This is a genomic window from Streptomyces sp. NPDC028910 (assembly GCF_055564955.1).
In genome coordinates this window covers 69,810-82,564 of the sequence record NZ_JBVHVF010000016.1, presented here as the reverse complement: position 1 = coordinate 82,564, position 12,755 = coordinate 69,810, and the positions used below count along the sequence as shown (strand labels likewise).

At 71.2% G+C, this 12,755-nt stretch carries 13 protein-coding genes; 9 read left to right on the top strand and 4 right to left on the bottom strand.

Annotated elements, in window-relative coordinates:
- Nucleotides 1-41 precede the first annotated feature (41 nt).
- Nucleotides 42-668, top strand: coding sequence for a DUF4232 domain-containing protein (locus ACZ4TV_RS20330; RefSeq protein WP_468136076.1), 627 nt, complete (start codon nt 42-44; stop codon nt 666-668).
- A gap of 78 nt (nt 669-746) precedes the next feature.
- On the opposite strand, the gene ACZ4TV_RS20325 is transcribed toward ACZ4TV_RS20330, so the two are convergent.
- On the bottom strand, nt 747-1,814 hold the full coding sequence (locus ACZ4TV_RS20325) for a LacI family DNA-binding transcriptional regulator (protein WP_468136075.1): 1,068 nt from the start codon (nt 1,812-1,814) through the stop codon (nt 747-749).
- Between the two features lie 302 nt (nt 1,815-2,116).
- On the opposite strand from ACZ4TV_RS20325, the gene ACZ4TV_RS20320 reads away from it, so the two are divergent.
- The 4 genes from ACZ4TV_RS20320 to ACZ4TV_RS20305 all read left to right on the top strand — a co-directional run bounded on the left by ACZ4TV_RS20320 (nt 2,117) and on the right by ACZ4TV_RS20305 (nt 7,108).
- Nucleotides 2,117-3,457, top strand: a complete 1,341-nt coding sequence (locus tag ACZ4TV_RS20320; RefSeq protein ID WP_468136074.1) for an ABC transporter substrate-binding protein — start codon at nt 2,117-2,119, stop codon at nt 3,455-3,457.
- A 146-nt stretch (nt 3,458-3,603) separates the two neighbouring features.
- Nucleotides 3,604-4,683 carry a carbohydrate ABC transporter permease gene (locus tag ACZ4TV_RS20315; RefSeq protein ID WP_468136073.1) on the top strand — a complete coding sequence of 360 codons (1,080 nt, stop codon included), beginning with the start codon at nt 3,604-3,606 and terminating at the stop codon, nt 4,681-4,683.
- 4 nt (nt 4,684-4,687) lie between these two features.
- Nucleotides 4,688-5,584 carry a carbohydrate ABC transporter permease gene (locus tag ACZ4TV_RS20310; RefSeq protein WP_468136072.1) on the top strand — a complete coding sequence of 299 codons (897 nt, stop codon included), beginning with the start codon at nt 4,688-4,690 and terminating at the stop codon, nt 5,582-5,584.
- A gap of 81 nt (nt 5,585-5,665) precedes the next feature.
- Nucleotides 5,666-7,108, top strand: a complete 1,443-nt coding sequence (locus ACZ4TV_RS20305; protein ID WP_468136071.1) for a GH1 family beta-glucosidase — start codon at nt 5,666-5,668, stop codon at nt 7,106-7,108.
- Between the two features lie 9 nt (nt 7,109-7,117).
- Here ACZ4TV_RS20305 and ACZ4TV_RS20300 read toward each other — a convergent pair whose 3' ends face one another.
- Nucleotides 7,118-7,579, bottom strand: a complete 462-nt coding sequence (locus ACZ4TV_RS20300; RefSeq protein WP_468136147.1) for a LacI family DNA-binding transcriptional regulator — start codon at nt 7,577-7,579, stop codon at nt 7,118-7,120.
- A gap of 366 nt (nt 7,580-7,945) precedes the next feature.
- On the opposite strand from ACZ4TV_RS20300, the gene ACZ4TV_RS20295 reads away from it, so the two are divergent.
- From ACZ4TV_RS20295 to ACZ4TV_RS20285, 3 genes are all read left to right on the top strand, one after another.
- Nucleotides 7,946-8,458, top strand: coding sequence for a pyridoxamine 5'-phosphate oxidase family protein (locus tag ACZ4TV_RS20295; RefSeq protein WP_468136070.1), 513 nt, complete (start codon nt 7,946-7,948; stop codon nt 8,456-8,458).
- A 436-nt stretch (nt 8,459-8,894) separates the two neighbouring features.
- The gene (locus ACZ4TV_RS20290; protein ID WP_468136069.1) at nt 8,895-9,311 is read left to right on the top strand and encodes a VOC family protein; all 417 of its coding nucleotides are present in this window, start codon (nt 8,895-8,897) and stop codon (nt 9,309-9,311) included.
- Between the two features lie 179 nt (nt 9,312-9,490).
- Nucleotides 9,491-9,949, top strand: a complete 459-nt coding sequence (locus tag ACZ4TV_RS20285) for a GNAT family N-acetyltransferase (RefSeq protein WP_468136068.1) — start codon at nt 9,491-9,493, stop codon at nt 9,947-9,949.
- Nucleotides 9,950-9,980: 31 nt separating this feature from the next.
- Here ACZ4TV_RS20285 and ACZ4TV_RS20280 read toward each other — a convergent pair whose 3' ends face one another.
- Both ACZ4TV_RS20280 and ACZ4TV_RS20275 read right to left on the bottom strand, forming a co-directional pair.
- Nucleotides 9,981-11,309, bottom strand: a complete 1,329-nt coding sequence (locus ACZ4TV_RS20280) for an FAD-dependent oxidoreductase (protein ID WP_468136067.1) — start codon at nt 11,307-11,309, stop codon at nt 9,981-9,983.
- Between the two features lie 67 nt (nt 11,310-11,376).
- Nucleotides 11,377-11,799, bottom strand: coding sequence for a TOBE domain-containing protein (locus ACZ4TV_RS20275; RefSeq protein ID WP_468136066.1), 423 nt, complete (start codon nt 11,797-11,799; stop codon nt 11,377-11,379).
- Nucleotides 11,800-11,935: 136 nt separating this feature from the next.
- On the opposite strand from ACZ4TV_RS20275, the gene ACZ4TV_RS20270 reads away from it, so the two are divergent.
- Nucleotides 11,936-12,595 (top strand): DUF2278 family protein, encoded by a 660-nt coding sequence (locus tag ACZ4TV_RS20270; RefSeq protein ID WP_468136065.1) that lies wholly within the window; start codon nt 11,936-11,938, stop codon nt 12,593-12,595.
- The last annotated feature ends 160 nt before the right edge of the window (nt 12,596-12,755 follow it).

The window sequence follows — 12,755 nt, the reverse complement described above, 5'->3', positions numbered from 1 at the left end:
TGTTGACCAGGGGAAACAAGGTAATCGGGAAGGCGGCCGTCGTGGCCGCTCTCGGCGCGCTGCTGCTCACGTCCACAGCATGCGGGCCGAGCGGGGCCGATGGATCGGACGACTCCAAGCCCTCGGACCGGCCGAGCGCGACGAGCTCGCCGAAGGCGGGTGCCACCGCTTCGGCGAAGCCGGGCGGCGGTTCGGCCAACACCGGCGGCGGGACAAGTACCGGCGGCAGCGCCGCCCTTGCGGCGTGCGCCGAAGGCGACCTCGCGTTCTCCGCCACGAAGGAGGACGAGGAGGGCAAGGCCGTCAGGCACCTCCTCCTCACCGTCACCAACACCGGGAACAAGAGGTGCAACGTCTACCACTACCCCTACCTGAAGTTCGCCGATGCCAGGTCCCCGATCGCCGTGATCAAGGACAGCCAGGACGCGCCCGCCACCCTCGCACCGGGTGAGAAGGCGTACGCGGCTCTGCTCACCAGCGGCGGCCGCATGGACACGTACGACACGAACACCATCCCCCTCACCCTCCAGGGCCCGGACCTCGGCAGCAAGGTGAGCAAGCCGATCAACGTCGACCTGCCCGGCCGGGTGCCGTTCGACGACGGTGCCCGCGTCACCTACTGGACGACGGCCTCCGGCCTCGCCCTGCGCTTCATCATGTCGTCCTGACGGACCTGGCCCAGGACCAATGCGCCGGGAGCCGTACGGAGCCCTCCGGGCCCGTACGGCTCCCGGCCGCGACGCCCCTCAGGAGGACTCCCGCACGATCAGCTCCGTCGGAAGGACCCGGCGCGTCTCCTGCTCCCCCGCGGAACCGGCCCCGGACGTGTCCGCGATCTTCTGGAGCAGCAGACGGGTCATCGTGCGGCCCATCTCCTCGATCGGCTGGCGCACGCTCGTCAGGGGCGGATCCATCAGACGGGCCACCGCCGAGTCGTCGACGCCGACGAGGGCGACGTCCTCGGGGACCCGTCGCCCGGCCTCGCGCAACACACCGCGCGCGCCGGCCGCCATCACGTCGGAGGCGGCGAAGACCGCGTCCAGGCCGGGGCTACGCTCCAGCAGCTCACGCATCGCCAGTCTGCCGCCGTCCTCGGTGAAGTCGCCGGTCGCCACGAGCGACTCGTCGGGCTCGAGCCCGGCCTCGGCGAGGCCCGCGCGGTAGCCGCCCAGGCGCGCGCGGGCCACGTACATGTCGAGCGGCCCGCTGATGGTCGCGATCCGGCCCCGGCCGCGCCCCACGAGGTGGGCGACTGCGGCCCGTCCCGCGCCGATGTTGTCGGAGTCCACGTAGGCGACGGGTTCGGCCTCCGAGCGCCGCCCGTTCATGACGACCGGCAGGCCCAGTTCCCGTATCCGGTCGGGCAGCGGGTCGTCTCCGTGGACGGACGCCAGCAGTACGCCGTCGACCCGCTGGGTCGCCAGGTACTGCTCGAACCGCTGGCGCTCCCGCTCGGTCCGGACCAGGGTGAGCAGCAACTGCTTGTCCGCTTCGGCGAGCTCGGCGCTCACCCCGCGGATGAGGTCCAGGAAGTACGGCTCCGCGAACAGCCGGGCCTCGGTCTCCGGGATGACGAGAGCGACCGCGTCGGTCCGGCTGCCGGCCAGCGCTCTGGCCGCCTGGTTGGGTACGTAGCCGAGCTCGGCGACAGCGCGGGCGACGGCGTCCCTGGCCTGCTCACTCACCCGCGGCGAGCCGTTGATCACCCGGGAGACCGTGCCCCGGCCGACGCCGGCCAGGGCCGCCACCTCTTCCAGGGTGGGCCTGCCGTTCTGCCGTCCGCTCACGACTCTCGAACTCCCCTCGTGCGACATCCGCTCCGCGCCAGTCCGCCGCGGCTGATCGGTGGACAGGTGACCCGCTCCCCGTCCCAGCGGACCACGTTACGCCGATCCGGGGAATGGGAGCGCTCCCACACTACCTCCGACCAGCCCTCGACCGCCATGGTCGCATTCAGAAGCTGACCGGACTTCGCGCCAAGCCGGGCCGAATGTCGGCCGCACACCGTCCCGTAATGAATCCGCGTTCATCTCTTGACACTCGCACCCGCCAGGCAGCAACCTTCCGGCAACGACGTGGGAGCGCTCCCACATCGCCTTGGGACGAGGAGAGTGGAATGCGCACTTCCAGCAGCAGACGCGGACGCCGCACCGCGATCGCCGCAGTCGCCGTCGTCGCGACGGGTACGGCCTTGCTCACCGGCTGCGGCGGCGACGGTGACGGCGACGGCGGCGCGGCCGGCGACGAGAAGATCACGCTGCGGATCGGAACCTTCGGTTCCTTCGGCTACGACAACACGACCGGGGCCAAGCTCTACGCCGAGTACGAGAAGGCCCACCCCAACATCAAGATCGAAGAGTCGAACGTCGCCGATGGGCAGAAGTACTGGGACACGCTCAAGCTGCGCCTCTCCCGCGACAGCGGCCTCGCGGACATCCAGGCCCTGGAGGTGGGCTACATCGCGGAGGCGACCGGCCCGGCCATGGCGGGCAAGTGGGTCGACCTCGGCAAGACGGGCGGTGCGGACCTCGGCGCGTTCCTCGACTGGAAGGTCAAGCAGGCCACCACCGCCGACGGGAAGGTCATCGGCCTCGGGACGGACATCGGCCCGATGGCCATCTGCTACAACAGGGACCTGTTCGCCGCGGCCAAGCTGCCGACCGACCGCGCCGAAGTCGCCAAGCTGTGGGCGGGCGACTGGGCGAAGTTCATAGAGGCCGGCGAGACGTACAAGAAGAACGCCCCGGCCGGGGCCGCCTTCCACGACTCCGCGAGCGGTCTGTTCAATGCCGTGGTCTCCAGCGAGCCGGTGCAGTACGCCGACGCCACAGGGACGCTGGACTACGAGAACAGCCCCGGTGTGAAGAAGGCGTGGGACACCGCCGTGGCGGCAGTGAAGGGTGAACTGACCGCGAAGCTGCGCCAGTTCGACGAGAAGGGCACCTGGAACGCGGCCTTCAAGAATTCGGCGTTCGCCACGGTCGCCTGCCCGAGCTGGATGACGGGCATCATCAAGGACCAGGCGGGCGCCGAGAACCAGGGGAAGTGGGACATCACCGCTCCGCCCGTGGCCGGGAACTGGGGCGGCGCGTTCCTCGCCGTGCCGAAGTCCGGCAAGCACGCCAAGGAGGCGGCCGAGCTCGCGGCCTGGCTGACGGCGCCGGCGCAGCACGCCAAGGTCTTCGGCGTGAACGGCAACATCCCTTCCTCCAAGGACACGCTCGGCTCCCCGGCGGTCCAGGACGCCAAGCTGCCGTTCTTCGGTGACACCCCGGTCGGCAGGATCTACTCCGAGGCCGCGGCCGGCATCACGCCCGCCCCGATCAGCCGCTGGGACGGCCAGGTGAAGACCTTCCTCACCGACAACGGCATCCTCGACATCGAGCAGCGCGGCACCGACCCGGCGAAGGCCTGGGAGAACGTCAAGAAGCTGGTCGACGACAAGATCGACCAGTAGGGGGAGTCGCGCGCGGTCCGTCGCCGCCTGCGGGCGGCGGGCCGCGCGCCGTTCGCCGTTCGCCGTCCGCCGTCAGCCGTCAGCCGTCAGCCGTCAGCCGTCAGCCGTCCGCACCACCGCATGCTTCGACCTGGAAGGACGCCCCCGTGGCCACCTCCGTACGGGCGACGAGTGGCGGCCCCCCGCCGTCCACCGCACCGCCCTCCACCCCCAGCGCCGGCAAGCACCCTTCCGGCCGCCCCGGCGGCGGCCGGCGCAGCACGCTCTACCGCCTGGACCTGAAGGCGGTCCCGTACCTCTTCATCGCTCCCTTCTTCCTCACCTTCGCGGCCTTCGGCCTCTTCCCGCTGATCTACACGGGCTGGCTCTCGCTCCACCGGGTCGAGCTCGGCGGCAGCGCGCGGTGGAAGGGGCTGGAGAACTACGGCTCCCTGGCGACCAGCGAGTTCTTCTGGAACGCCCTCGCCAACACCTTCACCATCGGTGTGATCTCCACCGTTCCCCAGCTGATGATGGCCCTCGGCCTGGCGCATCTGCTCAACTACAAACTCCGCGGCCGGGGGTTCTTCCGGGTCGCGGTCCTCGCCCCGTACGCCACCTCGATCGCGGCGGCGACCCTCGTCTTCGCCCAGCTGTTCAACACCGACTACGGGCTGATCAACACGGCCCTGGGCTGGACCGGCTTCGAGCCGGTCGCCTGGGAGTCCTCCAAGTGGCCCGCGCAGATCGCCATTTCGACGATCGTGACGTGGCGCTGGACGGGCTACAACGCGCTCATCTACCTGGCCGCGATGCAGGCCGTACCGCGGGACCTCTACGAGGCCGCGGCGCTGGACGGGGCATCGCGCTGGCGCCAGTTCCTCAGCGTCACCATCCCCTCCATCCGGCCGACGATCCTCTTCACGATCATCGTCTCCACCATCGGTGCCACCCAGCTCTTCGGCGAGCCGATGCTCTTCGGCGGCAGCGTCGGCATCAGCGGTGGCAGCGGCAACCAGTTCCAGACGCTGAGCCTGCTCATGTACGAGAAGGGCTGGGTCACCGGCGCGCTGGGCCAGGCCTCCGCCATCGCCTGGGTCATGCTGCTGCTCCTCCTGCTCATCGGCGCCGTCCATACGACGATCTCCCGCGCGAACCGCGCGAAGCGCAAGCACCACAGGCACCGCACGTACCGCACGTACCGCACGTACCGCACGTACCGCCAGCGCCAGAAGCCGGGGAGCTGACCTCATGGCCCGCACACTCGACACGACCACCCCTACGGCGCCGTCGGGCGCGCGGCGGCTGCGCCCGTCGGCAGGCCGTCAGCACCACGCGGGACCGCTCACCTACGTCCTGCTGGGCCTGGCCGCGCTGGTCTCCCTCTTCCCGCTCTACTGGAACCTCGTCGCCGCCTCCCACTCGGGCGAGCGCGTGGTCGAGGCCCCGGCCCCGCTGCTGCCCGGGCCCCGGCTCTTCGACAACCTCTCCTTCGCGTGGAACCAGGTCGACATGGGTGAGGCGCTGGTCAACACCACGGTCGTGGCCGGGCTCGTGGCCCTGTCCACCGTGCTGTTCTCCACCCTGGCCGGCTTCGCCTTCGCCAAGCTGCCCTTCAGGGGCCGGGGCGCCCTGCTGGCTCTGGTGGTGGCGACCATGACGATCCCGCCGCAGCTCAGCGTGATCCCGCTCTACCAGATCATCACCGGGCTCGGCTGGGTCGACCAGCTCCAGTCGGTCGTCCTGCCCTCGCTGGTCGCGGCCTTCGGCGTGTTCTTCATGCGCCAGTTCCTCATCGAGGCGCTGCCGGTGGAGTTGGTGGAGGCGGCCCGGATGGATGGCGCGCACAGTCTGCGCATCATCTGGCACGTGGTGTTCCCGGTGGCCCGGCCGGCGATGGCGGTCCTCGGGATGCTCGTCTTCGTCCAGGCCTGGAACGACTTCTTCTGGCCGTTCATCGCGCTGACCCCCGACGGGAACCCGACCCTCCAGGTCGCCCTGGCCGGCCTCGGCGCGGGCAATCACACCGTCGACCAGGCCGTCGTGCTGACCGGCGCCCTCCTATCCACGCTGCCGCTGCTGCTGGTCTTCGCCGTGCTCGGCAAGCACATCGTGGGCGGCATCACCGCCGGCGCCGTCAAGAACTGACCGGCTCGTCCCCCTGTCCGCACACCGCACCCCGCACCCCGCACCCCGCACCATCCGTACTCGCGTTGGGAGCCCTCTTCTATGACCGCGTCCGAGACCCGGCCGCTCACCGCCGTCCGTTCCTTCCCCTCCGGTTTCCTGTGGGGCACGGCCACGGCCGCGTACCAGATCGAGGGCGCCGCCCGTGAGGGCGGCCGGACGCCGTCCATCTGGGACACCTTCTCGCACACCCCGGGCAAGGTCTTCGAGGGCCACACCGGTGACGTGGCGGTGGACCACTACCACCGGTTCCGCGACGACGTCCGGCTGATGTCCGAACTGGGCCTGGGCGCCTACCGGTTCTCCGTGTCCTGGTCCCGGGTCCAGCCGACCGGCCGGGGCCCTGCCGTCCAGCAGGGCCTGGACTTCTACCGCCGGCTCGTCGACGAGCTGCTCGCCGCCGGCATCGAGCCCGCCCTCACCCTCTACCACTGGGACCTGCCCCAGGAACTGGAGGACGCGGGTGGCTGGCCGGAGCGCTCGACCGCCGAGCGGTTCGCCGAGTACGCGGGACTCGTCGCGGACGCCCTGGGAGACCGGGTGAAGCGCTGGATCACGCTCAACGAGCCCTGGTGCAGTGCGTTCCTCGGCTACGGCTCCGGGGTCCATGCCCCGGGCCGCACCGACCCGGTCGCCGCCCTGCGCGCCGCCCATCACCTCAACCTCGGTCACGGCCTCGCCGTCCAGGCCCTGCGGGCCGCGCTGCCCGCGGACGGTCAGCTCGCGGTGTCCCTCAACCTCCACGAGGTGCGCCCGTTGACGCCTTCGCCCGAGGACCGGGAAGCGGCCCGCCGCATCGACGCCGTCGGCAACCGGGTCTGGCTCGGCCCGATGCTGGAGGGCGCCTACCCCGGGGACCTGTTCGCGGACACCGCGCACCTGACCGACTGGTCCTTCGTCCGGGACGGCGACAGCGCCACCGTCCACCAGCCCCTGGACCTGCTGGCCGTCAACTACTACACCCCGACGGTCGTCTCGCACGTCGCGAAGGGCGCGCGGAAGCCGCAGGACGACGGCCACGGCGACAGCGCGCACTCGCCCTGGCCCGGCGCGGACGACGTCGCCTTCCACCGGGCGCCGGGCGCCCGCACGGCGATGGGCTGGCCGGTCGACCCGAGCGCGCTGTACGACCTGCTGACCCGGCTCGCCGCCCGGTATCCCGGCCTGCCGCTGGTCATCAGCGAGAACGGCGCGGCGTACGAGGACCGGATCGGCCCGGACGGCACGGTCCACGACCCGGAACGCGCCGCCTACGTCCACGCGCACCTGGACGCCGTGCACCGGGCGATCGCCGCCGGCGTGGACGTGCGCGGCTACTTCCTCTGGTCGCTGCTCGACAACTTCGAGTGGGCGTACGGCTACGCCAAGCGGTTCGGCGCGGTGCACGTCGACTACGACACCCTTGAGCGCACGCCCAAGTCGAGCGCGCACTGGTACGCGCGGGTGGCGCGGACGGGCGAGCTGCACGCTCCGGGCGACGCGTGACCCTTGGGGCTACGCGGATTCGCGGCGGACGAGTTCCGTGGGCAGGATGACCGCGGCCGGTTCCTCCCCCGCTATGCGGGCGAGGAGCATCCGCACCATCTCGGTGCTGATCCGGTCCCAGGGCTGACGGATCGTCGTGAGCGCGGGCCGCGAGGAGAGCGCCGCCGGGGAGTCGTCGAAGCCTCCCACGGCGATGTCCTCGGGAACGCGGCGGCCCGCCCGGGCCAGGGTGTCGAGGACACCCTGGGCCATCAGGTCCGAGGCCACGAAGACGGCGTCGAGGTCCGGGGAGCGTTCCAGGAGCAGGCGCGCCGCCTCCTCGCCGCTGGCGCGGCTGTAGTCGCCGGTGACGATCAGCGCCTCGTGGACGGGCAGGCCGTACTCGGTGGTGGCGGTCGAGTAGTAGACGGTGGCCGTGTTGGACGTGGCGGCGCGGGCGGTGCTCGCCGGGAGGGCGGGAAGCAGGGTCACCAGAAGTCCGGTGAGCAGGGCGAGTACCAGGGTCAGAGGGCCATGCCCTTTCGGGCGCGGGACACGTTTCACACGAGGCTCCACGAATGAGGCCGCGGGGCGCGGCCGTGTGGGGGCGTACTCGGGCGTGCTCGGGCGTGCTCGGGCGTGCTCAGCCGTACTCCTCGGGCGCCACGAAGAGTTGAGACAGGCCTTGCTGGAAGCTGCTGCAAGATTTGCCGCACATTACCTAGGCATGACAAGGACGTAGAGACGTCTCGCACCGCGCGGTGACACGGGCCGCTCCCCCTTGTCAGCCCACCGGAGTGGCCGGGCCGGGCATCGGGGCACAGGCTGGTGGGTGACGTCGTCTTGAGGAGAGCCCCCGTGCCCGACAAGGAACCCCTCGCCGAGCTGGACGAGCGCTACAGCGACGAGCAGGCGACCGCCGTGCCGTGGTCGAAGGCCGTCACCCGGCTGGCCGAGGCGGAGCTGTACTGGCTGACGACCGTACGCCCGGACGCGCGGCCGCACGTCACCCCGCTGATCGGCGTCTGGGCGGACGGCGCGTTCCACTTCTGCACCGGCCCGGAGGAGCGCAAGGCCAAGAACCTCCGCGGCAACCCGCACGTCGCCCTCACCACCGGCCGCAACACCCTGCACGAGGGCTTCGACCTCGTCGTCGAGGGCGAAGCGGCCCGCGTGACCGACTCCGACCGGCTGCGCGACCTCGCCGCCGCGTGGGAGGCGAAGTACGGGCCCGAATGGCACTTCGACGTGGGCGACGGCGTCTTCGTCAATCCCGGGGCGGGCGAGGCCCTGGTCTTCGCGGTACCCCCGCGCACGGCCTTCGGCTTCGGCAAGGGCGGGTACAGCCAGACGCGCTGGCGCTTCTCCTGACGGGACGGCCGGACGGTCGCGAGTGGCAGGGAGCCCCTCCCCCGGCCCGCGGCTGACCGCCGCGTGCGGTCCCGTCGGCCCTGTTCGTGACGGGCCCTGCTGCCGTACGCGGCGTTCTACGGGGCGGCCCGGCCCTGCTCGGCGAACCCGCCGGTACCGAGGAGCCGGCCCGGCCGGTTTCCGGGCAGCCGGTTCGCCACGCCCCACGCGAGTTGACCCCTGCCACGGGGGTGCGGGCGGGCACCCGAGCCGGCCGCCTGCCAGGCCGGCCCGCGTGAACGCGGTCTTGCCGATCCCGCCCCGCCGCCCGCGGCGGCGAGCGCACGGCGCAGCAGCGCCGGGTCCCGCTGACGCCCCACCAGTGTCGCTCCGGTCGCCCTGCCGCACATCGCCTAGTCTGGCAAAAAATGACACACCATCATGAAAGGGAGATATCGTGACTTCCCGTCTCAACCCGTACATCAGCTTCGACGGTGACGCCCGGCAGGCCATGGAGTTCTACAAGGAGGTCTTCGGCGGCACCCTGAGGTTGAACACCTACGGTGACTTCGGCCAGAAGGAGGCCGGAGAGGCCTCTGACAAGATCATGCACAGCATGCTCGAGACCACCGGCGGCTTCACGCTCATGGGGGCCGACAACCCGCCGAGGGCGGAGTACAAGCCCGGGAACAACATCTCGGTGAGCGTGAGCGGCGAGGACGCCGACGAGCTGCGCGGCTACTGGGACAAGCTCTCCGGCGGCGGCACGGTCGCGGTCCCGCTGGAGAAGCAGATGTGGGGCGACGTCTTCGGCATGTGCACGGACCGCTTCGGCATCACCTGGATGGTCAACATCAGCGAGCCGCGGACCTGAACGCAGGGGCCGTCACGGTACGTGCACCGGCGGCGGTCCCGGGCCACCCTCCACGGCGGCGCTGCGGCAGGGCGGGTTTGGACACCGCGGCACCTACCGCCCCCGCCGGACTCCCGGATGATCGATTCCCTGCATCCTTTGCATCCTTTGCATCCTTTCGATCACGGGAGTTCAGCCGTATGTCCGACATCAACGTGCGTGCCGCGCAGGCCGAGGACTTCGCACAGTGGCGCGCGCTCTACCGCGGCTACGCCGACTTCTACGGGGTCGAGCAGACCGAGGAGGCGGCCGCCACGGTGTGGTCGTGGGTGACCGACCCCGGCCACGAGGTGAGCGCCCTGGTCGCCGAAGACGCCCACGGCCGGCTCCTCGGCCTGGCCCACTACCGCCCCTTCGCCCGGCCGCTCTCCGCGACGGTCGGCTGCTTCCTCGACGACCTGTTCGTGGCGCCGGAGCACCGCGGCTCGGGCGCCGCCGACCTGCTGCTCGGCGCGCTGCGCGAGCTCGCGGCCGAGCGCGGCTGGAGCGTGGTCCGCTGGATCACCGCCGACGACAACCACCGGGCGAGGTCGAAGTACGACCAGGTGGCCTCGCGGACCATGTGGGTCACCTACGACATGGCCCCGGCCGCCCACTGAACCACACCAGCGCGTCGGTCCGCCCGCGCGGTCACCGTGCGGAGCGGAGCACCCGTAGGAGGAAGGGCGGAGTGAGGAGCCACTCGGGGCGGCGGACCAGACCCGCGACCTCACTGAAGCGGATGTTGACGTCCTCGTCGTGCTGGGCGGCGCGGATGACGCGGTCCATGTACCGGTTGAGCAGGTCGGTTCCCGTCGGCTTCTTGCCCCTGGTGCCCGCGTACGCGAAGTCTCCGCCGACGGTGATGGACCACGGGGCGTCGACCGTGCGGGCGACGGCGCCGAAGCAGCGGCGGGCGAAGGCGTGGCCGAGCGCACCCGTGTGGTCGAGGCATTCACCGAGCGCCGCCGCCTGCTGGGCCGCGGACGTCATGCCCTGTCCGTAGACGGGGTTGAAGCTGGCGACCGCGTCACCGAGCATCACCCAGCCCAGCGGGAATCGGCGCAGCCGCTCCAGGTGACGGCGCTGGTTCGACGGGAAGCGGTGGGACACCGGTTCGGTGAGCGGTTCCGAGGCGGCCATGAGGTCCGCGACTACGGGCGAGTCGAGGCTACGGGCGAAGGCCAGCCGCCCCTCGTCGTCGGTCGGCGGCACCTCGCCGTTGATGCCCACGAGCGCGATGATCCATCGGCCGTGCTCCAGCGGCAGGGCCATCGCGAGCCGCCGGGTGGCGGGGTCCCCGATCACCGCTGCCGCCTTCCAGTCCCGTGCGGTCGCCTCGTCGCGCCGGTGGATCCGGCTCGAGTAGTGCGTGTCAACGGTGACCACCGACAGGGGCGGCGGCCCGTACCCGAGTTCCTTGAGCCAGCCGAGGCTCCGTGCCGGGCGCCCCGTCGCATCGACGACCAGATCGCACGGGAGCGCCGCGTGCCCGGCCGGACGGACACCGGCGATCCGCGTCCCCGTGGGGTCGGTGACCAGCCCTTCCACCGGGGTCCGATCGCGCAGGGTGACGTGGGGCAGGCGGGCCAGGCGCCCTCGTACCGCCGCCTCGAGGAAGGGGCGCGACATCGCCGGGCCGCGGAGACCGGATTCCGGGCGGGTCAGGGCACCACCGCTCTGGTGCCAGTAGAAGTCGCGGCAGATGTCGAACTCGATCGCTCCGCCGTCGTACAGCTCCTTGACGATGCCGGGGAACCAGCCCTCCAGGAGCTGCGCGCCCGCGTACAGCAGGAGGTGGGGCTGGCGGCCCTGCGGCACCTGCGCGCGCCATCGGGCCTCGTCCGGCAGGACGTCGCGGTCGAGCACGACGACCTGGTCGAAACGGTCCGCCAGAACGCGCGCCGCGCACAGTCCGGCCATGCTCGCGCCGACCACGACCGCCGTATGCGCCACGCGGCGAGGTACACCACGGGTCATGCGCACTCCTACCGAGCGGCCCCCTCCGCCCCTGCCGATTCTCCCACCGCAGGGGCGGACCTTCTCGTCAGGCGGTGGCGAGGGAGATCTCGGTCGACTTGATCAGCGCCACGACGGACGAGCCGGCGGCCAGCCCCAGCGCCTCGACCGCGTCGGCGGTGACGGCCGCGGTCAGGCCGCCGCCACCGTCAACGTCCACCTTCACGGCGGCCATGGCCGGGCCCGTGGCGATGTCGGTCACCGTGCCGGTGAGCTGGTTGCGGATGGAGATGTTCTCGACGGGGCCGGTGGCGACGGCCACCTCGGTGGCCTTGACCAGCGCCGTGACCGCGGAGCCCCTGGTGATGCCGAGGTCCTTGACGGCGTCGGCGGTGATGGCCGCGGTGATGTCCTGGCCCCCCTCCAAGCGGACCTTGACCGTCGCCATGGCCTCGCCGACGGTGACGGCGGTGACGGTGCCCGCGAACTGGTTGCGGATGCTGAGACTCATGAAGGACCGACCTCTGCCTCGACGTTTCACACGGCCCGGGGGGAACCGCACGCGATCGACGGTAGGCACCGCCGGGCGGATGCGCATGGCCGCGCTCTGATGGCCGGCCGCCCCGACCGGTGATTCACTCGGGAACATGCCCTTGGACCACTACGGCGTTCTGGCCGGAACCCTGCACAAGCACTTCCGCGACACTCCTGACACGGCAGGCGCATGGTTCCACGTCAACCTCCGGGTCGACGCTCCGGACGGGCGGTACAAGTGCGCCATCGACGTGGACAGCCACGCCTCGGACACCGGTGTGCAGTGGAAGGCCTTCACCCTGGACGCCTCGGCGCTCGGCCCGGTGGCGGCTCTGGCACCCGGGTACCACGAACTCGCCCATGAGGCGGCGTCCGGGGCCCTCGACTACATCCGTCATCCGGCACTGCGCAGCCGCGGCCCGGCCTGGCCCGCGTGGCTGCCCCACCGGCTGCGGGAGCTCCTCGACCGGTTGGCGAGGCCGTCCCGGCCCTGGACGTCGGGGTCCAATCTGGACGCCGCCCGAGCCCTTGAGCCGATTCTAGTCGTCGGACGGCCGATCCTGGTCTTCGGCGAACCGTTCGAGGCCGGTCTGGGCATGCACAACATCCACCAGAACCAGGGTGACCCGTTCGGCAGCCAGTGGTGGCCCGAGAACGGCATCTGGCAGGACGGCGCGACCCTGACCCGCCGCCCCGACGGCCGCTACGACGTGTTCCTGAACAAGTTCACCACCCAGAAGGACCACACGGACGCCGACGGGCATCCGGTCTAGTCGCACCAGCTCAGCTTCTGAGCTCCTGAGCTCCTGAGCTCAGGAGCTCCTGGCGGGCGCGGCAAGATATCAGCCTTTCGGGGGCTCGTCAGGACGTTTATCCGATGGTGATGTCCTCCCGCATGGGCCCCACGCCGGGCACTAGCGTCCCGTGACACCC

Coding starts and splice junctions, on each gene's coding strand:
- ACZ4TV_RS20325 (WP_468136075.1), bottom strand. CDS start 1,814: ATGTCGCACGAGGGGAGTTCGAGAGTCGTGAGCGGACGGCAGAACGGC.
- ACZ4TV_RS20320 (WP_468136074.1), top strand. CDS start 2,117: ATGCGCACTTCCAGCAGCAGACGCGGACGCCGCACCGCGATCGCCGCA.
- ACZ4TV_RS20280 (WP_468136067.1), bottom strand. CDS start 11,309: ATGACCCGTGGTGTACCTCGCCGCGTGGCGCATACGGCGGTCGTGGTC.
- ACZ4TV_RS20305 (WP_468136071.1), top strand. CDS start 5,666: ATGACCGCGTCCGAGACCCGGCCGCTCACCGCCGTCCGTTCCTTCCCC.
- ACZ4TV_RS20285 (WP_468136068.1), top strand. CDS start 9,491: ATGTCCGACATCAACGTGCGTGCCGCGCAGGCCGAGGACTTCGCACAG.
- ACZ4TV_RS20270 (WP_468136065.1), top strand. CDS start 11,936: ATGCCCTTGGACCACTACGGCGTTCTGGCCGGAACCCTGCACAAGCAC.
- ACZ4TV_RS20310 (WP_468136072.1), top strand. CDS start 4,688: ATGGCCCGCACACTCGACACGACCACCCCTACGGCGCCGTCGGGCGCG.
- ACZ4TV_RS20275 (WP_468136066.1), bottom strand. CDS start 11,799: ATGAGTCTCAGCATCCGCAACCAGTTCGCGGGCACCGTCACCGCCGTC.